The organism is Ensifer sp. PDNC004 (genome assembly GCF_016919405.1).
GTDB lineage: Bacteria > Pseudomonadota > Alphaproteobacteria > Rhizobiales > Rhizobiaceae > Ensifer.
The window spans coordinates 1,679,748-1,696,386 of sequence record NZ_CP070353.1 but is presented as its reverse complement, the minus strand read 5'-3'; the positions used below and the strand labels follow the sequence as shown (position 1 = coordinate 1,696,386).

At 63.5% G+C, this 16,639-nt stretch carries 19 protein-coding genes; 8 read left to right on the top strand and 11 right to left on the bottom strand.

The features are described 5' to 3' along the window. The first annotated feature begins 18 nt into the window (after nt 1-18). Nucleotides 19-870, top strand: coding sequence for an MOSC domain-containing protein (locus JVX98_RS16505; protein ID WP_205239212.1), 852 nt, complete (start codon nt 19-21; stop codon nt 868-870). A 57-nt stretch (nt 871-927) separates the two neighbouring features. On the opposite strand, the gene JVX98_RS16500 is transcribed toward JVX98_RS16505, so the two are convergent. Then, nucleotides 928-1,860, bottom strand: a complete 933-nt coding sequence (locus tag JVX98_RS16500) for a phytanoyl-CoA dioxygenase family protein (protein WP_192447401.1) — start codon at nt 1,858-1,860, stop codon at nt 928-930. A 127-nt stretch (nt 1,861-1,987) separates the two neighbouring features. On the opposite strand from JVX98_RS16500, the gene JVX98_RS16495 reads away from it, so the two are divergent. The 5 genes from JVX98_RS16495 to nadC all read left to right on the top strand — a co-directional run bounded on the left by JVX98_RS16495 (nt 1,988) and on the right by nadC (nt 8,057). Beyond that, entirely contained in the window at nt 1,988-2,854 is an 867-nt protein-coding gene (locus JVX98_RS16495; RefSeq protein WP_205239211.1) for an AraC family transcriptional regulator, read from the top strand. Between the two features lie 98 nt (nt 2,855-2,952). Beyond that, nucleotides 2,953-4,191 carry an MFS transporter gene (locus tag JVX98_RS16490; protein WP_192447399.1) on the top strand — a complete coding sequence of 413 codons (1,239 nt, stop codon included), beginning with the start codon at nt 2,953-2,955 and terminating at the stop codon, nt 4,189-4,191. A gap of 173 nt (nt 4,192-4,364) precedes the next feature. Further along, on the top strand, nt 4,365-5,444 hold the full coding sequence (nadA, locus tag JVX98_RS16485; RefSeq protein WP_205239210.1) for a quinolinate synthase NadA: 1,080 nt from the start codon (nt 4,365-4,367) through the stop codon (nt 5,442-5,444). 55 nt (nt 5,445-5,499) lie between these two features. Further along, entirely contained in the window at nt 5,500-7,098 is a 1,599-nt protein-coding gene (locus tag JVX98_RS16480; RefSeq protein WP_205239209.1) for an L-aspartate oxidase, read from the top strand. A 50-nt stretch (nt 7,099-7,148) separates the two neighbouring features. Further along, the gene (gene nadC / locus JVX98_RS16475) at nt 7,149-8,057 is read left to right on the top strand and encodes a carboxylating nicotinate-nucleotide diphosphorylase (RefSeq protein WP_192447397.1); all 909 of its coding nucleotides are present in this window, start codon (nt 7,149-7,151) and stop codon (nt 8,055-8,057) included. 12 nt (nt 8,058-8,069) lie between these two features. Here nadC and JVX98_RS16470 read toward each other — a convergent pair whose 3' ends face one another. The 9 genes from JVX98_RS16470 to JVX98_RS16430 all read right to left on the bottom strand — a co-directional run bounded on the left by JVX98_RS16470 (nt 8,070) and on the right by JVX98_RS16430 (nt 13,753). Further along, a complete protein-coding gene (locus JVX98_RS16470; RefSeq protein WP_192447396.1) occupies nt 8,070-8,315 on the bottom strand; it encodes a hypothetical protein in 246 nt (81 codons plus the stop codon). Between the two features lie 156 nt (nt 8,316-8,471). Further along, the gene (locus tag JVX98_RS16465) at nt 8,472-9,506 is read right to left on the bottom strand and encodes an NAD regulator (RefSeq protein WP_192447395.1); all 1,035 of its coding nucleotides are present in this window, start codon (nt 9,504-9,506) and stop codon (nt 8,472-8,474) included. Beyond that, nucleotides 9,442-9,981: a tyrosine phosphatase family protein gene (locus JVX98_RS16460; protein ID WP_192447394.1), complete on the bottom strand. Its 540-nt coding sequence runs from the start codon at nt 9,979-9,981 to the stop codon at nt 9,442-9,444. The genes JVX98_RS16465 and JVX98_RS16460 overlap by 65 nt, the downstream gene beginning before the upstream one ends. 1 nt (nt 9,982) lies before the next feature. Then, nucleotides 9,983-10,591, bottom strand: coding sequence for a YfbR-like 5'-deoxynucleotidase (locus JVX98_RS16455; protein WP_192447393.1), 609 nt, complete (start codon nt 10,589-10,591; stop codon nt 9,983-9,985). Further along, nucleotides 10,588-11,436 (bottom strand): folate-binding protein YgfZ, encoded by an 849-nt coding sequence (locus JVX98_RS16450; RefSeq protein ID WP_192447392.1) that lies wholly within the window; start codon nt 11,434-11,436, stop codon nt 10,588-10,590. The genes JVX98_RS16455 and JVX98_RS16450 overlap by 4 nt, the downstream gene beginning before the upstream one ends. Nucleotides 11,437-11,592: 156 nt before the next feature. Then, nucleotides 11,593-12,387 carry a hypothetical protein gene (locus tag JVX98_RS16445; protein WP_205239208.1) on the bottom strand — a complete coding sequence of 265 codons (795 nt, stop codon included), beginning with the start codon at nt 12,385-12,387 and terminating at the stop codon, nt 11,593-11,595. A 15-nt stretch (nt 12,388-12,402) separates the two neighbouring features. Then, entirely contained in the window at nt 12,403-12,672 is a 270-nt protein-coding gene (locus tag JVX98_RS16440; protein ID WP_089043914.1) for a hypothetical protein, read from the bottom strand. 158 nt (nt 12,673-12,830) lie between these two features. Continuing rightward, nucleotides 12,831-13,283 carry a TIGR02301 family protein gene (locus JVX98_RS16435; RefSeq protein ID WP_192447390.1) on the bottom strand — a complete coding sequence of 151 codons (453 nt, stop codon included), beginning with the start codon at nt 13,281-13,283 and terminating at the stop codon, nt 12,831-12,833. Further along, nucleotides 13,280-13,753 carry an NUDIX hydrolase gene (locus tag JVX98_RS16430; RefSeq protein ID WP_205239462.1) on the bottom strand — a complete coding sequence of 158 codons (474 nt, stop codon included), beginning with the start codon at nt 13,751-13,753 and terminating at the stop codon, nt 13,280-13,282. The genes JVX98_RS16435 and JVX98_RS16430 overlap by 4 nt, the downstream gene beginning before the upstream one ends. A gap of 58 nt (nt 13,754-13,811) precedes the next feature. On the opposite strand from JVX98_RS16430, the gene JVX98_RS16425 reads away from it, so the two are divergent. Further along, nucleotides 13,812-14,591, top strand: coding sequence for an SOS response-associated peptidase (locus tag JVX98_RS16425; RefSeq protein WP_205239207.1), 780 nt, complete (start codon nt 13,812-13,814; stop codon nt 14,589-14,591). A 20-nt stretch (nt 14,592-14,611) separates the two neighbouring features. On the opposite strand, the gene JVX98_RS16420 is transcribed toward JVX98_RS16425, so the two are convergent. After that, nucleotides 14,612-14,755: a hypothetical protein gene (locus JVX98_RS16420; RefSeq protein ID WP_192447388.1), complete on the bottom strand. Its 144-nt coding sequence runs from the start codon at nt 14,753-14,755 to the stop codon at nt 14,612-14,614. Between the two features lie 413 nt (nt 14,756-15,168). Between JVX98_RS16420 and cysS the strand changes: the two genes are divergently transcribed. Beyond that, complete coding sequence (gene cysS / locus JVX98_RS16415) at nt 15,169-16,560, top strand: cysteine--tRNA ligase (RefSeq protein WP_205239206.1); 1,392 nt, start codon at nt 15,169-15,171, stop codon at nt 16,558-16,560. Nucleotides 16,561-16,639 lie beyond the last annotated feature (79 nt).

Sequence of the window (16,639 nt, the reverse complement as noted above, 5' to 3'; positions counted from 1 at the left end):
AAGACGAGGGAAGTGCCCATGAAGGTGACCGGTCTCAACATTCATCCGCTAAAGAGCGGTCGCGCGATTGCCCGCGAGACGGTCTCGGTCAATCTCGACGGTGTCGAGGGCGATCGGCGCTTCATGTTGGTGGAACCGGACGGGCGCTTCATCACCCAGCGCGAATTGCAACTGCTGGCGCAGGTTGAGGCGAGCCACATCGATGGCGGCGTACATCTGAAGATGGGTGACCGGGAGATCTCGATTCGCTTCGATCCCGACCGCCGGCTGAACGTCGTCGTCTGGGGCAGCGAAGTCGATGCCGCCGTGTCGGACGAAACGACGGACGCGGTCCTCTCCTCATGGTTTGGCCGCCCGGTCAGGCTCGCCCATATGGATGCCTCGGCCGAGCGCCATGTCGGCGCCGAATGGGCGGGTACCGCCGCGCCCGTCGGCTTTGCCGATGGCTTTCCGGTGCTGATTACGACGACAGGTTCGCTCGCCGACCTCAACCGGACGCTTGCCGAAAAGGGACAGGAGCCCGTCGGCATGGATCGTTTCCGCACCAATATCCTCGTCGATTGCGATGACGCCTGGGATGAAGACTTCTGGGAAAGCGTCGAGATCGGTGGCATCCGCTTCGATCTCGTCAAACCCTGCGCCCGTTGCATCATGACCACGCAGGACCAGGTGACCGGCGAGCGCATCGGCGGCAACCCGATCCAGGGGCTCGCGGAAAAACGCATGTCCTCTGACCGGCGTGTGCCCGGCGTGCTCTTCGGCTGGAACGCGGTGCCGCGCAGCGAAGGCACCGTGAAGCTCGGCGACGCGGTCAAGATCATCGGCCGACGCGGCGAGCGCTGGCCGATGAAGGTGCGTGCTTCGGCTTAATTCAGAAGCATTCCGGACAGAAAACCGCTTCGCACTTTCCCCGGATGGGCTTGGCTCTCACGCCCAGGGCGTGATGCCGAGAAGTTTGGCACCGAGATCCGAGAGGCTGGCGGGGGAAGCGTTGTGCTTTTCCCATTCGCGCGGATCGCCGGGGAAGGCGTCGCGCTTCGGATGATCGAGCTCGCGCCACAGCCGCACCCGCTCCTCGCGCTCGGCGACATTCTCCCATTCCGCCGGATGCATCGAGATGTATTGCGCCATGCGCACGCGGCCATCGGAGTGATTGGGGCGCACGCCATGGGCAAGCAGGCTGTTGAAGATCATCAGGTCGCCCGCCTCCATCTCGATGTTGACCGTTGAAAGACCGGTCATGTCGGGGTGCATCGGGTCGCGGTCGGTGCTTTGTGTCTTTTCCCAGCTTTCGAAGTTTTCGAACAGTTCCGGCACGCATTGGAAGCCGCCGACGTCGCCGTCCTGCTTTTTCAGGCTGAGCACGCCCTGAACGCCGATCGGCAGCGGCCGGATCGAGGTGTCGACGTCCCAGTGAATGAAGCCGTTGGGATTGCCCTTCACCTTCTTCGGCGGATTGAGGTTGGCGCGGTCGATCGTCACCCACAGGTCCTCGCGGTCCCAGATGTCGACGAAGGCACCGTAGATGCGCGGCTCCTGGCGATTGTCCCAGAGATACTGGTGATTGTAGATCTCCAGCATGCCGGTGTTGTTGAGTTCCTTCATCTTGTGCTCGCGTCGCTGCGGCGCGTACCAGGTCGAGGGATCGTTCGGATCCTTCTCGTCGAAGCGCCAGAGCAGATCGACGAGGCGCTCGACATTGGCCGGCGCTACCGCCTGGCGGACGATGACATAGCCCTTGGTCACCCAGTGCTGCCAGTCCGCTTCCGACAGCACGCGCAAAGGCAGCCGCTTCTTGATGTCCTTCAGTTGAATGTCGAGATGGGCTGCCGTCGGATGGCTGTCTCTGAGTGGCTGCATGGGTATCTCCTCGCCTGGCATGTTTGATGGGTGATGGAGAAAACCTAGCCCTTTTGCCGGTGCCGCTGTTGCACGTAGCCTGCCAAAATTGATACTATTCTGGCTTTTAAGGGGGGAGTGGCGCAACATGAAGGCTGTTTTGCAGAAGATATCGAGGCCGACCAATGCCTCATCCATCCTGCTCGACCGCCGGCTCGACGATGCCATCCCGTTCCAATGGCACCATCATCCCGAGTTCGAACTGACGCTGACCCTCAACTCGCGTGGCCAGCGTTTCATCGGCGACCATATCGGCGCCTATGACGACGGCGACCTCGTGCTCGTCGGTTCCAACCTGCCGCACACCTGGCATTCCGCCGGCAAGCTCGAGGGGGCGGAGCCGCACGTGGCGCTTGTGCTCTGGTTTCATCCGGAATGGGTGGAGCGCCTGGAGGAGGGCTTCGTCGAACTCGCCGGCGTCAAGGCGATGTTCGAGCGTTCGGCCCCGGGGCTGCAATTCTCAGCGGACGTGGCCGCCCGTGTCAGGCCGCTGTTTGAAGGGTTGCGCCGGTTGGCGCCGGAGGAGCGGCTGCCAGATGTTCTGTCGATGCTGACAATCCTGGCGCGCGAGCAGGCGGTCACACCGCTCTCGAGCCGGGTCGTCACGCCGTCGGGTCGATCGGTCGATCGCGGCCGCCTCGACCGGGTGCTCGACCATATCCATCTGCATTACGCCGAAAACCCGTCGATGGACGAACTCGCCGATCTGGCAGCACTCAGCCTCTCCGGCCTGCATCGCCTGTTCCTGCGCCACCTCAACATGCCGGTCTCGGAATATCTGATGCGGCTGCGGATCGGCGAGGCCTGCGCGCTGCTCAGTGGTTCGGCGCGCTCGATTGCCCATATCGCCGATGCCGTCGGCTACCGTTCGCTTGCCAACTTCAATCGTCAGTTCAAGGCCGCCAAGGGCATGACGCCCCGAGCGTTTCGCGACCGGTTCCGAAGTGCCGCTTGATCAAGGCATCAATTCCGGTGATTGCGGCGTCAATTTAATTGGCTTTTATCTGTTTTAGCAGCCGCATAGGATCGCGCTCCATCAATCGGAGAGATTCCATGTCCGCTGTTTCCGGAGCATCCGCGCCGTCCAGTGCCCGCCAGGAGATGCCCTGGCTGATCATTGCGGCCGGCTCGGTCGTCGCGATGCTCACCTTCGGCCCGCGCTCGGCGATGGGCTTTTTCCAGCTGCCGATGCTTGCCGATACCGGCTGGGACCGGACGACCTTCGGCCTTGCCATGGCGCTGCAGAACCTCTGCTGGGGCCTGAGCCAGCCGTTTTTCGGTGCGATCGCGGACAAGTTCGGTACGTGGCGAGTGCTTGCCATGTCGGGCCTTCTCTACGCAGCAGGCCTGTTCATCATGGCCTTTGCCGATGCGCCGATCTGGCTGCACATCGGCGGTGGCGTGCTCGTCGGCATGGCGGTGGGCTCCGGCTCCTTCGGCATTCTGCTCTCCGCCTTTGCCCGCAATGTCACGCCGCATCAGCGCTCGCTTGCCTTCGGCATCTGCACGGCGGCCGGTTCGGCCGGCATGTTCCTGTTCGCGCCTCTCAGCCAGGGCCTGATCTCCGCCTATGGCTGGTCGGACAGCCTGGTCTATCTCGGTGTCCTCATGCTGCTGGTGCCGTTCTTCGCGATCCCGCTGCGCGGCAACGCGTCCTCCGGCCGCCAGAGCGAGGCTCAGTACAAGCAGTCGATCGGCGAGGCGCTGAAGGAAGCGCTTGGCCACAAGAGCTACCTGCTCTTGGTTTCCGGCTTCTTCGTCTGCGGCTACCAGGTCGCCTTCATCACCGCGCATTTCCCGGCCTATATCGGCGATATCGGCATCGACGCGCGCTACGCGGTGATTGCGCTGGCGCTGATCGGCTTCTTCAACATCATCGGTTCGCTGTCGGCAGGCTTCATCGCCCAGCGTTATTCGAAGCCCTATTTCCTGGCGCTGATCTATATCGCGCGCTCGGTGGCGGTGACGGCCTTCCTGCTTTTGCCGCAGACGCCGACCTCGGTCATCGTCTTTGCCATTGTCATGGGCCTGCTCTGGCTTTCGACGGTGCCGCCGACCAATGCGCTGGTCGCGATCATGTTCGGCACACGGCACCTCGGCCTGCTCGGCGGCATCGTCTTCCTGTCGCACCAGGTCGGCTCGTTCCTGGGTGTGTGGATGGGCGGCTACCTCTACGACCACTTCGGTTCCTACGATCCGGTGTGGTGGCTCGGCGTAGCGCTTGGCATCTTCGCGGCAATCGTCCATTGGCCGATCGAGGAGAAAGGCGTGGCACGCCCTGCCATGGGCTGAACGCAAACGAAAATCAGAGGCGCCGCGAAAAGCGGCGCTTCTATTCTTGAATTCTGTCACAAAACTTTCTAAATCAACCCATGCGGCTTTGCCGCTTTTGTTTTGGTTCAATTATGCTCATATTGAGCATAATTGAAGAGCCGCCCAGGAAGAGGGGCGGAGAGGAGATGTCGATGACGCACCTTGCACCCCGCACCGCGACCGTGGCGAAACCGGTTTTTGTCAGCGCCGCTGAGCGCTTCGGCATCATCGAAAGACCCGAGCTTGCCTTTACGCCGGCGGTCGCGCGCGAAACCGAGCATCTTTACGAGAAGGTCAAGGATTTCATTCCGGCGATCGAGTGGCCGGTCTATGCGCCCTATGTGCACGCCATCAACCGGCTGAAGAAGGAGCGCAACGCCGTCATCCTCGCGCATAATTACCAGACACCGGATATCTTCCACTGCGTTGCCGATATCGTCGGCGACTCGCTGCAGCTGGCGCGCGATGCCGCCAAGGTCGATGCCGAGATCATCATCCAGTGCGGCGTGCACTTCATGGCCGAAACCTCCAAGCTGCTGAGCCCGGAAAAGACCGTGCTGATCCCCGACGCCAAGGCAGGTTGCTCGCTATCGGAATCGATCACCGGTGCGGATGTCCGCCTGCTGAAGCAGCGTTATCCCGGCGTTCCCGTCGTCACCTATGTCAACACGTCTGCCGACGTGAAGGCCGAGACCGACATCTGCTGCACCTCGTCGAACGTGCTCGACGTCGTCGAGAGCCTGGAATCCGATACGGTTCTCTGCATCCCTGACGAATATTTGGCGATGAACGTCGCGCGCCAGACCAACAAGAAGATCCTGACCTGGAAGGGCCACTGCGAGGTGCACGAGCGCTTCACCGCCGCCGAACTGCTCGCCTACAAGGAAGCCAATCCGGGCATCGAGATCATCGGCCATCCGGAATGCCATCCGGACGTAATCGCCGTCTGCGACTTCGCCGGCTCGACGTCGGGCATGATCAACTACGTCAAGGACAACCGCCCGTCGAAGGTGCTGCTCGTCACCGAATGCTCGATGGCGTCGAACATCCAGGCGGAGATCGAAGGCGTCGAGTTCGTCAAGCCGTGCAATCTCTGTCCGCACATGAAGCGCATCACGCTGCCGAAGATCCTCGACAGCCTGCTGACCATGACGGAAGAGGTTCTCGTCGATCCCGCGATTGCCGATCGCGCCCGCCTTGCGGTCGAGCGCATGGTGAACCTCAAGCAGTAACAATTTCAACCGGCTCACACCGGATGCAGGCATGCGCATTGGAGGAGAATGAATCATGCTGACCGACCATTTCCGCCCGCAATCCTTCAACGGGATTGACGACATCGTCATCGTCGGTGGCGGCCTGGCCGGCCTCTTCTGCGCGCTGAAGCTAAGCCCGAGGCCGGTGACGATCCTGGCCGCCGCCCCGATCGGCCATGGCGCCTCGTCGGCCTGGGCGCAAGGGGGGATTGCCGCCGCCATGAGCCCCGGCGACACCTTCGAAAAACACGTCGCCGATACGCTTGCCGCGGGTGCCGGGATCGTCGACGAGAAGATGACGCGCATGATGGTGGCCGAAGGCCCGGCGCGCATCCATGACCTGCTCGACTATGGCGTGCCATTCGACCGGGATCTCGAAGGCAAGCTGCTGCTCTCGCGTGAGGCGGCGCATTCCGAGCGCCGCATCGTCCGCGTCAAGGGCGACATGGCCGGCAAGGCGATCATGGAAGCGCTGATTGCCGCCGTCCGCCGGACGCCGTCGATCCGGGTGATCGAAGGCTATGTGGTCGAGGAGCTGGTGCGCGAAGGCCGCTTCATCTCTGGCGTCATCGCGCGCCCGGATGCCGGACAGTCGAAGAAGCGCGTGGCTTTCCCGGCCCGCGCCGTCGTGCTCTGCTCCGGTGGCGTTGGCCACCTCTATGCGGTCACCACCAACCCGTGGGAGGCCTGCGGGCAGGGGCTCGGCATGGCTGCGCGTGCAGGCGCTATCATCGCCGATCCGGAATTCGTGCAGTTCCACCCGACCGCTATCAACATCGGCAAGGACCCGGCGCCGCTTGCGACCGAGGCGCTGCGCGGTGACGGCGCCCAGCTTCTGAACGCCGCCGGCCATCGCTTCATGCTGGACATCCATCCGGACGGCGAGCTGGCGCCGCGCGATATCGTTTCGCGCGGGGTCTTCGCCGAAGTCCAGGCCGGACGCGGCGCTTTCCTCGATTGCACCAAGGCGGTCGGCAAGCATTTCCCCGAGATGTTCCCGACCGTTTATGCCTCCTGCATGGCGGCCGGGATCGATCCGGTGACGCAGCCGATCCCGGTCGTGCCGGCGGTCCACTATCACATGGGCGGCGTGCTCACCGATGCCGAAGGTCGCACCTCGATCGATGGCCTCTGGGCAGCCGGCGAGGTGACCTCGACCGGCGTGCACGGCGCAAACCGCCTTGCCTCCAACTCGCTGCTCGAAGCCGTGGTATTTGCCGCGCGTATTGCCGAAAACATCAAGGGCACGCTGCCGACACCGCAGTTGACCGAATGGGGCGACAATGCCGGCGAGAACGACGATCCGGTGACGGTCGAAGACAGCCCTCAGCTGACGATCCTGCGCAAGGTCATGAGCGACTGCGTCGGTGTGATCCGCACGCGCGAAAGCCTGGTGCGGGCGATCCGCGAGATCGAGCAGCTCGAGCGCGACAACACCCGCATGCGCTTCACCAACATCATCACGACCGCCAAGCTGATCGCCGTCGGCGCGCTGCGGCGCACCGAAAGCCGCGGCGGTCACTTCCGCGCCGACTGCCCGCAGGACCGCCCGGAATGGCGTCGCCGCACCTATCTGACGCTCGCTGAGGCCAACCGCCTGGCGCGTGAACTGGCAGAGACGGAAGCAGCCTGAGGCAGCTGGGTCGGCCGCTTTCGAATTGAACCTTTGGAATGAGTGACACGATGACAGCAGCCCTCCGCCCCGAACTGCCCGCACTGATGATCGAGGATCAGGTGCGCGCGGCACTGCTTGAGGATCTCGGCCGCGCCGGCGATATCACGACACTTTCGACGATCGGGCCGGACCTGACGGCAACGGCCGGTATGAATGCGCGCGATCCCGGCGTCATTGCCGGACTGGAGCTCGCGCGTGCAGCCTTCCGTCTGGTCGATCCGTCGATCCGCTTCGAAGCCCTGGTGGCGGACGGCGACCGGGTCAAACCGGATACGGCAATCGCCCGGATCTCCGGTCGCGCTCGCGGCCTGCTGTCGGCCGAACGTGTCGGCTTGAACTTCCTCATGCATCTCTCGGGCATCGCCACCTATACGGCGAAATTCGCCGACGAGATCGCCCACACGCGTGCGAAGGTCTGCTGCACCCGCAAGACCATTCCGGGCCTGCGTGCGCTGGAGAAATACGCTGTGCGTCTGGGCGGCGGCTCCAATCACCGCTACGGGCTGGATGACGCGGTGCTGATCAAGGACAACCACATCGCCGTTTCCGGCGGTGTCGCCAGCGCCGTCCACGCGGCGCGCGCCTATTGCGGCCATCTCGTCAAGATCGAGATCGAAGTCGATGGCCTCGACCAGATGCGCGAGGCGCTGACGGCCCAACCCGACGTCATCCTGCTCGACAACATGGGGCCAGACTTGCTCCGCGAGGCCGTTGCGATCAACCGGGCGCACTGGCAGCTCTCTGCCGACGTCTATGCGGTCGATGCGCGCCGGACCCGGTTGGAGGCTTCAGGCAACGTCAAGATCGATACGGTGCGGGCAATCGCCGAGAGCGGCATCGACTACATCTCGACCTCGAAGATCACGATGGCGGCACCAACGCTCGACATCGGTCTCGACATCGCCATCAACAAATAGCCAGAGAAAAGATCAACGCTGCATGATGAAGGGGCAGGAGAAGCGTTCGCCAACGGTGATCTGCGTGCCGCAATCATAGCGGCAGGTCCGGAACTGCCCGTTCGTGTCCTGACTGTTGAGATTGCAGATGGTGGTCTGCGGCTGCATGCCACCACCCTGCTGGTTCTTGAAGTAGTCGGGCATCTTCGGCTTCTCGTCGGTTCCCGATTGCGGCGAGGTGCCGAGCAGCGACGTCAAAAAGGCCAGTGCGAGCAGCATGGTTGTCACCTCGTCGTAAATATCGGGTCGTTCGGCGGCAGGTGGCGACTGTCCGGCCTCGTCCCGCAGCACCTATCATAGCATCATCCCTCCTATGTAGGGCGTGCCGTCGGATGTTTTTAGATGCCGGTCCCGCTCAGGGATTGGTGGCTACGGTCATCGCCCGCCGACCTTGAGCCCCGGGGCGGGGCGCTCTTCGAGGATCTGACGGCGGAAACGGAAGAGGGCCGCCGGCCGCCCACCGGTCGAAGAGAGAGTCATGCCCGTCGGCTCGACCAACTCGGCCCCTTCGACGAGGCGGCGGAAGTTCTGCTTGTGCAGGTGGCGCCCGGAGATCGCCTCGACGGTTGCCTGCAGATCGGTCAGCGTGAACTCGGGCGGCATCAGCTCGAAGACGACCGGCCGATATTTAATCTTGCCGCGCAGCCTCGCCATTGCGGTGGCGACGATGCGGCGATGGTCGTGGCGCATTGCCAGCCCGACGGTCAGAATGTCGCTGCCGTTGCCGCGGCCGTCGATGGCCGCCTCGGGCACGAGCCCCGCCTCGTAGAGCAGCTCATAACGCTCGAGCACGCGCTCCTCGTCCCAGGGAAAATCGCCGAGGCCGAACGCCAGGCGAATGCGCGCCCGGCGCCCGGCAATCCGGGCGGCCTGCTCGTCGCCGGACACGCCGGTCTCCCAGCGGGCAAGTGCTGGCAGTATTGCCTGGTCGAGCACCGCCGGGCGTCCCTGCCGCCAGTCTTCCCAGGGCAGGTAGCCGTACCAGTCGCGCCAGTGCGCGCCGGCCTCGGCCAGCCGCTCGGTATTCTCGGCATCGGTTCTGGTCAGCGCCAGATAGCCGACCGAGACCATGTGCTTGCCCTCTTCGCCCGGCAGCCGCTGGCGGCCGCGATCGCCGAAGGTGTAGAGCTGCTCGATGTAGCCGAGCTTCAGCGCCGTGCGCTTCTCGACGCGATCGCGCAGACTCGTCTCAAAGGTCCGGTGGAGCGCCGGATCGAAGGGGCCAAAGGGCAGGCTGTCGCGCGCGTCGCCGTCGCTTTCACTGACGGCGAGGATGCGCGGGCTGCGGTTGACCACGGCGACGATCGCCGCATTGAGGCCGATCTCGACCGTTGTCGGCTGTGTCTCAATCGGCAACGGCTGCTCCTTCGAAAGCAAGCGGCAGAAGGAACGGTGCGTTGCCGTCGGCATCCGCGCCGCGACCGATCGCGCGAACGGCGGCGACGAGCCGGCCGTTGCGCTCGAGTACGGCGTCACCGATCTCGACAAGTCGACTGTTGGGGGTCGCAAAGGGCGAGGCTCGGCGCAGCCGTTGCACCAGTTGCGTGTCGTCCTGGTCCGGCTCGGCCGCCAGCGCGGCGATGAGGGCGGCTGCGGGCGAGCGGGAGACGCCCATCCAGCAATGAACGAGGAGCGGCCGTGCGCGGTCCCATTCGCGCGCAAAGGCGACGATCTGCCGGACATGGTCTTCCTGCGGCGCGATGAGGTCGCCGGTGCCGGCAAAGGTGATGTCGTTCATGCCGAGCGTGAGATGCCGCGCCTTGGCGATGACGCCGGGGCGATGAAAGTCCTGGCCCTTGGCAACGAGGCTGATCATCTCCGTGCAGCCATGTCGGACGGCCATTTCGGCGATGCGGGAAAGCGGTGAAACGATGATGTCGGGCATGTCAGATTTCCGCGCGTGAAGGCAGGCGCTGCGCTTCCAGCGCCAGGAACCGCTCGGTGAACAACCGCTGCGCCTCGACCGCCGGCACGGGATCGATCAGCAGCGTCTCGCGGGTGATGCCGCGCGGCTGGCCGAAGAATTTTCGCGCTTCCTCGACCGAGAAGCCGGCAAGCACGGTCGCTTCGAAATAGGCGGCGACATGGTCGGCCTTCTTGATCTTGTCCTTCAATTCCTTGGAGCAATGCGGCGGCAGGCCGAAACGGAGATGGATGGCGCTTTCCAGCCGCTTCTCGACCGATTTGTAGCCGCCGCCGACCACCGCCTTGAACGGCGAGATCATGTCGCCGATCACGTATTCCGGCGCGTCGTGCAAAAGCGCCAACAGGCAATCGTCGCTGCTGCATTTGTTGCTGCGGCGAAAAATGTCCTCGACCATCAGGCTGTGCTGGGCGACCGAGAAAGCATGGTCGCCGGCGGTCTGCCCGTTCCAGCGGGCGACGCGCGCGAGACCGTGGGCGATATCGCCGATCTCGACGTCGAGCGGCGACGGGTCGAGCAGGTCCAGCCGGCGGCCGGAGAGCATGCGCTGCCAGGCGCGGGCCGTCGTCACGCGCTCGCCTCGTCGGCAGACGTCGGGAAGGTGAGCCCGGCCCATTCGGGCAGGACCAATGTCACCAGCACGTCGCCGGCAAGCAGCGGGATGCCGTTCGCCATCGCTTCGCCGGCCTTGTCGATGCGCACGATCGCGAGTGCCGACTTGCCCTGTACCGTGCCGAGCGTGCCGATCGACTTGTCGTTCGCGGTGATCGTCGTTCCCGTCGGGGGAAGGGCGGCGTCGGCAGAAACGATCACGACCCGGCGGCGCGGCGTGCTGCGGTGCTGCATGCGCGACACCACTTCCTGGCCGACATAGCAGCCCTTCTTGAAGGAAAGACCGCCGTTCTTGTCCATGAGCACATCATGGGGGAAGGCGTCCTGCACCGCATAATCGGCGCCGGCATTGGCAATGCCCGCCGCGATCCGCAGGCGTTCGAGGTCTTCTGCGCCGGCCGTGTCGCCGGTGGCTTCCCCATAGGCGCGAAAGAGCGCGATGCCCGCCTTCTCGAAACGGTGGTCGCGATAGGCATCTGTCGGTGCTGCTTCGTCGAATATCACGGTAACGGCGTCGGATGTCTTGATCGAAAGCTCCACTGCCGAGCGAAGCTTGTACATCGTCAGGCGCTTCAGCAGCGCTTCGGCCTGGTCATGTGCCGTTTCCAACCGTAGGCCGTCGCCGTCGCGGGAGATCAGGAACTCGAACAGGATCTTGCCCTGTGGCGTCAACAGAGCGCCGGGACGTGCCTCGTCGGGCGCAAGCGCGTCGAGGTCGGTGGTGATCAGTCCCTGGAGAAGATCTTCGGCGTCCTTGCCGGAAATGGCGACGATCGCGCGATCGTCGAGGCGAACTCTGGGCATCGTTCGAATCCTGTTCGACGGGAGGGGAGAATCCCGCGCTAACCTAGCAAACGATCACCTGGATGGCCGCGGCCGACTCGGGCCCCGGTCCCACCGGCGATCTCTTGGCGAAGAGGTAGGATGTTCGGCGATGATCGGCAAGCAGGTCGCCGGCGCTCAGTCGCCGGCGATGAAGAATTTCCACTTGCCATCCGGCATGATGCCGACGCGATAGAAGTTGTAGCTGCCGAATTCTTCCATGTCGGCAAAGTCGCCGGCGGTGACCAGCCGGAACAGGTCGACCTTTTCCGGTGCGGTCAGTGTCGAAAGCTTCTTTTCCGCGAAATAGGGCCAGACATAGACCTCCTGCGGCGTGCCCTTGTCCACCAGCACGAAGCCGGTCGACAGCACGTCGAGCAGGATCGCGAGGATTTCGACGCCTTCCTGGTCGCCCGAAAGGCTCTTCAAGATCGAGACCGGGTCTTCGTCGCCGGTGACGCCGGTGACCTGGGTCTGGTTCGGGCCCTTGCCGAGCAGCGAGCGCAGCCGCTCGATATCGCCGGAAGCCGCTGCCTCGACGATCAGCTCACGCATGCGGGCGACCGGCGCTGGGATTTTGGAAATGTCGGTCAGCACTTCGACAGGCCCGGTCTGCTCCGGCTCTTCGGCTTCGGGAGCGTCTTCCTTGGTGGCTGTCGCCGACTTGTTGATCAGCGGATCGGGCATCGGGATTTCGAGCGGAAGCTTCTCTTCCTCATCCGGCTCTTCGGCGACGGGTTCGGCTACGGGCGGCGTCGCCTTCTGGTCGCCGGCGGCAGGCTGTTGCTCGGCCGGGACGGGTTGTGGCGCGCCCTGCAATTCGCTGAGAGCGAAGGCGGGAGAAACCGCTGCCGGGGTGGTCAAGGCGACACCGGCCAACAGCAGTGTAGCGAGGCGAACCGGAAGGGTCCGGTTTGCGAGATTCCGATGCATCGGGCAGTCCTGATATTACTGAATCGTGCGCTGGGGCGAGAACTCGCCGGCGAGCACGCGCTCGCGAAGCGAATTGAGCATTGCTTCGGCGCCGTCTTCGCCATGAAGCCGAACGGTTTCCCGCATGGCAAGGGCAATGGCTGCATCGGCGATGATTTCCGGCTCGATACCGTCGGCCATTCCGTCCGCCCAGGCCTCGCTCTGGTGTTCCAGCGCAGCCTGCATTTTCTCGTGGACGATCATGTCATCGATGTCGGTCAGGCTTGGTTCCATCATTCGTTCCATGCGACTTCCATTGTGCAAGCGGTTCATTTTATGGCCGTTCGGCTGAACTCCGACTGAACGGCCGTGACGGACTCGCCACTTCTTACCACTCTCTTAACGAACTTAGCAGCCTTTTCCCGAAACGACACGGGGTCGTGAGAAAAGAGGTTAATTTATTGCTAATTTCCAAAGCGGGCGACGATTTCTGACGCAAGTGTTGCCCCTTCGGCACGATATCGCTGTTCGGCGACGATCGCAGGCCCCGTGCAGCTCGTATAGACGGATGCGAAGGTGCGATACCCGCGGTTGAAGGCGGCCGTCATCCGCTCGCGCCGTTTGATTTCGGTGGCGGTTTCCTTGTCGATCAGTTCCTGCATCGAGCGGCGCCAGACATCCTCCGGTTCCTTGACGCAGAGATTGCGGAGGTAGTGCACGGAGCCGAGGATCTCGGAGAGCCGAACCAGCCGCTGGTCATAGGGCGTCGGCTTTTCCTCCACGGCGGCCGGGGCAGGGGCTGCGGTCTCGGTCTTGGCCGGCTCTTTCGTCGGTGATTTTTGCGCTGCCGCGCCAGTGGCGACTGTCAAGGCGATGCCGGCGAGCGTAAGCCTTGTAAGGATCGGGACAGGGATCATGATTTCACCAAGCCCGAATTGGCGGCGGTTTCAAGGCCGTCGCCTGATGTCGCGGCGTTCGCTCCGGCGCCGGAGAGCCTTTCCACACATTCGCGCACGCTGTCGGGGATCGGCAGGGCGAAGATCTCGTCAGCCGTGAACCAGCCGAGCCCTGCGGCGTCGTCGCTGGCGACGGCAACTGCGTCGGCATCAGCATCGGCCCTGAAGACCGACAGCAGGAAGTGTCGCCCTTCGGACTCCTTGCCCGGCAGATCGTAGACTTCGAACAGCACCGGATCGCGCGCCTTGATGCCGGTTTCCTCGAGCAATTCGCGAAGTGCTGTCTCCGCCGGCGTCTCGCCGGCTTCCGCCCGGCCGCCGGGAAAGGCGTACATGTCGGCCGACGGCGGGTTGGCCCGGCGGACGAGCAGATAGCGGCTGTCGCGTTCGAGGATGACGGAGGAAGCAAGTTCGGGCTTGGTCGGCATCAGGGAATCAAATCGTCTCGGTAGCGTTGACCCATCCTACGTGAAGTGCCACATCGATGTCATGTGCGGACGTTTTGCGCTGACGGCGACACCCGACGAAATAATGGAATTGTTCAGCCTGCTGGAAAGCGACGACTTTCCGGCGCGCTTCAATATCGCGCCAACCCAGCCGATCATGGTTGTCGTGGCCGGTGAGCGTGCGGCACCCGGCAGCAACCTGCCGGAGCGCCGGGCGCTGCTCGTGCGCTGGGGCTTCATGCCGGGCTGGGTCAAGGACCCGCGCGACTTTCCACTGTTGATCAATGCGCGGGTCGAATCGGCAATCGAAAAGGCGTCGTTCCGTGCAGCCATGCGGCACCGGCGGGTCCTTGTGCCGGCCTCCGGCTTCTACGAATGGCGACGGCCGCCGAAGGGCAGCCGCGAGCCGTCGCAGGCCTATTGGGTGCGTCCGAGGAAGGGCGGCATCGTCGCCTTCGCCGGTTTGATGGAAACCTGGTCCTCGGCCGACGGCTCCGAGGTCGACACCGCGGCCATCCTGACGACGGCCGCCAACGCCTCGATCCGGCAGATCCATGACCGCATGCCGGTCGTCATCCAGCCCGAGGATTTTGCCCGCTGGCTGGACTGCAAGACGCAGGAGCCGCGCGAGGTTGCCGATCTCTTCGGCCCGGTCGCGGAGGACTACTTCGAGGCGATCCCGGTTTCGGACAAGGTCAACAAGGTCGTCAACACCGGGCCCGAAATCCAGGACGCCGTCACACCCAGGCCCGTCGCGGATGCCCAGCTAAAACGCAAGAGCAACCCGACCGAGCCCGATGGCGGGCAGATGTCTCTCTTTTAAGGAAAAGAGCGTCGGAAGCGTCAGGCCGGCCGCTTGGTCAGCTTGCCAGCCGGCTTCGCCTTCACCTGCAGCGCTGCGGCAAGTACGGCCTTCAGGCCGAGTGGGCGATACTGTTCGACGAGGTTGGCGGATTTGACGATGTCTTTGGTCTTTGCGGCTTTCACTTGCACTCACTCCTTGATGCTTCCCGAACCGGATACACTGCCGCTTTCGCACGTCTTCACGAAAGCGACGCTCCTCCTTGCTCTCCGGAGACAGGACTTCGTGGTGCGTTACCAACTACACCGCGAATCTGTTTTCCGCATGGCGATCTCAGATAAGCCTAATCATGACAAATCCATGACCGCGGAATCCTTTCGATAGTCGGCTGTGCTTGCATGCGGCTGACCTCTTGACCGAAATCGGGTGACGCGCGATAAGTGAGGCCATGAAAACGGTTATCTGCATTATCTGCCGGAACATTATTCGCTAGCGCTCCGCTGGCCTGGCCGTTTTCGTCTCCTAAAATCCAAGATGACAAACGCGCGGGCCTCCCGGGCGCGGTATTTTACGGTCGTATGCATCTTGGAGAATGGCAATGGGCGGAACGCCGACACTGAAGCTGTACAACACGCTGACGCGGGAGAAGGTCGAGTTCAAGCCGATCGATCCCGACAACGTTCGCATGTATGTCTGCGGCCCGACGGTCTATGACTATGCCCATATCGGCAATGCCCGGCCGGTCATCGTCTTCGACGTCCTGTTCCGGCTGCTGCGTCATGTCTATGGCGCGGATCACGTCACTTATGCGCGCAACATCACCGACGTCGACGACAAGATCAACGCGCGGGCGCTGCGGGACTACCCGACCCTGCCGCTCAACGACGCGATCCGGCGGGTGACGGAGAAGACCGAAACCCAGTTTCTCGACGATGCCAAGGCGCTCGGCTGCCTTGACCCCGATGTCCAGCCGCGGGCCACCGACAACATCGCGCAGATGATCGACATCATCGAAAAGCTCATCGCCAAGGGCCACGCCTACCAGGCGGGTGGCGAGGTGCTGTTCGATACCAAGTCGATGGCCGATTACGGTCAGCTCTCGAAGCGCAATCTCGACGAACAGCAGGCCGGCGCTCGTGTCGCCGTCGAGGCGCATAAGAAGAGCCCGGGCGACTTCGTGTTGTGGAAGCTTTCTGGCGACAACGAACCGGGCTGGGAAAGCCCGTGGGGCCGGGGGCGTCCCGGCTGGCACATCGAGTGCTCGGCCATGAGCAGCCGCTACCTCGGCGAAGTCTTCGACATTCACGGCGGCGGGCTGGATCTGATCTTCCCGCACCATGAAAACGAGATTGCCCAGTCCCGTTGCGCTCACGGCACCGAGGTGATGGCGAATGTCTGGATGCACAACGGCTTCCTGCAGGTCGAAGGCCGCAAGATGTCGAAGTCCGAAGGCAACTTCGTCACCATCTACGAACTGCTGCACACGGAAAAGTTCGCCGGCCGCCAGTGGCCGGGCGATGTGCTGAGGCTCGCCATGCTGATGACGCACTATCGCGAACCGATCGATTTTTCGGTGAAGCGGTTGGAAGAAGCAGAGCATCTGCTCTCCAAGTGGCCGGTCCCAGGTGACGCCAAGGGTGAGGCCGATCCGGCCGTGGTCGCCGCACTTGCCGACGACCTCAACACGGTCGCAGCGGTCCAGGCGGTCCATGCGCTCGCCCAGAAGGCGGCGGCTGATCCGAAGCTGCTCGGGACCTTTGCCGCAAGTGCCGCGTTGATCGGCGTGGTGCCGCAGGCGGTCGAACTCGACGAGGGGCTGGTCCGCGACATCGACAGCCGCGTGCGGGCCCGTCTGGAACTGCTGAAGGCGAAGAACTTCGCGGAAGCCGACAAGATCCGCGACGATCTGCTGGCGCGCGGTGTTCAGCTCAAGGACGGCAAGGATCCGGCAACCGGCGAGCGGGTGACGACCTGGGATATCAAACGGTGACGGCTGCCTAGGCATAGAGCCCTGTCCGATCCATCTGATCGGTTCGGACACGGTATCTGAAAGGGCGGCGAAAAGTGGA

Excerpts from the sequence above, each read along its gene's own strand:
- JVX98_RS16505 (WP_205239212.1), top strand. The coding sequence starts at position 19 with ATGAAGGTGACCGGTCTCAACATTCATCCGCTAAAGAGCGGTCGCGCG.
- JVX98_RS16500 (WP_192447401.1), bottom strand. The coding sequence starts at position 1,860 with ATGCAGCCACTCAGAGACAGCCATCCGACGGCAGCCCATCTCGACATT.
- JVX98_RS16495 (WP_205239211.1), top strand. The coding sequence starts at position 1,988 with ATGAAGGCTGTTTTGCAGAAGATATCGAGGCCGACCAATGCCTCATCC.
- JVX98_RS16490 (WP_192447399.1), top strand. The coding sequence starts at position 2,953 with ATGTCCGCTGTTTCCGGAGCATCCGCGCCGTCCAGTGCCCGCCAGGAG.
- nadA (WP_205239210.1), top strand. The coding sequence starts at position 4,365 with ATGACGCACCTTGCACCCCGCACCGCGACCGTGGCGAAACCGGTTTTT.
- JVX98_RS16480 (WP_205239209.1), top strand. The coding sequence starts at position 5,500 with ATGCTGACCGACCATTTCCGCCCGCAATCCTTCAACGGGATTGACGAC.
- nadC (WP_192447397.1), top strand. The coding sequence starts at position 7,149 with ATGACAGCAGCCCTCCGCCCCGAACTGCCCGCACTGATGATCGAGGAT.
- JVX98_RS16470 (WP_192447396.1), bottom strand. The coding sequence starts at position 8,315 with ATGCTGCTCGCACTGGCCTTTTTGACGTCGCTGCTCGGCACCTCGCCG.
- JVX98_RS16465 (WP_192447395.1), bottom strand. The coding sequence starts at position 9,506 with ATGCCGACGGCAACGCACCGTTCCTTCTGCCGCTTGCTTTCGAAGGAG.
- JVX98_RS16460 (WP_192447394.1), bottom strand. The coding sequence starts at position 9,981 with ATGCCCGACATCATCGTTTCACCGCTTTCCCGCATCGCCGAAATGGCC.
- JVX98_RS16450 (WP_192447392.1), bottom strand. The coding sequence starts at position 11,436 with ATGCCCAGAGTTCGCCTCGACGATCGCGCGATCGTCGCCATTTCCGGC.
- JVX98_RS16445 (WP_205239208.1), bottom strand. The coding sequence starts at position 12,387 with ATGCATCGGAATCTCGCAAACCGGACCCTTCCGGTTCGCCTCGCTACA.
- JVX98_RS16440 (WP_089043914.1), bottom strand. The coding sequence starts at position 12,672 with ATGGAACGAATGATGGAACCAAGCCTGACCGACATCGATGACATGATC.
- JVX98_RS16435 (WP_192447390.1), bottom strand. The coding sequence starts at position 13,283 with ATGATCCCTGTCCCGATCCTTACAAGGCTTACGCTCGCCGGCATCGCC.
- JVX98_RS16425 (WP_205239207.1), top strand. The coding sequence starts at position 13,812 with ATGTGCGGACGTTTTGCGCTGACGGCGACACCCGACGAAATAATGGAA.
- cysS (WP_205239206.1), top strand. The coding sequence starts at position 15,169 with ATGGGCGGAACGCCGACACTGAAGCTGTACAACACGCTGACGCGGGAG.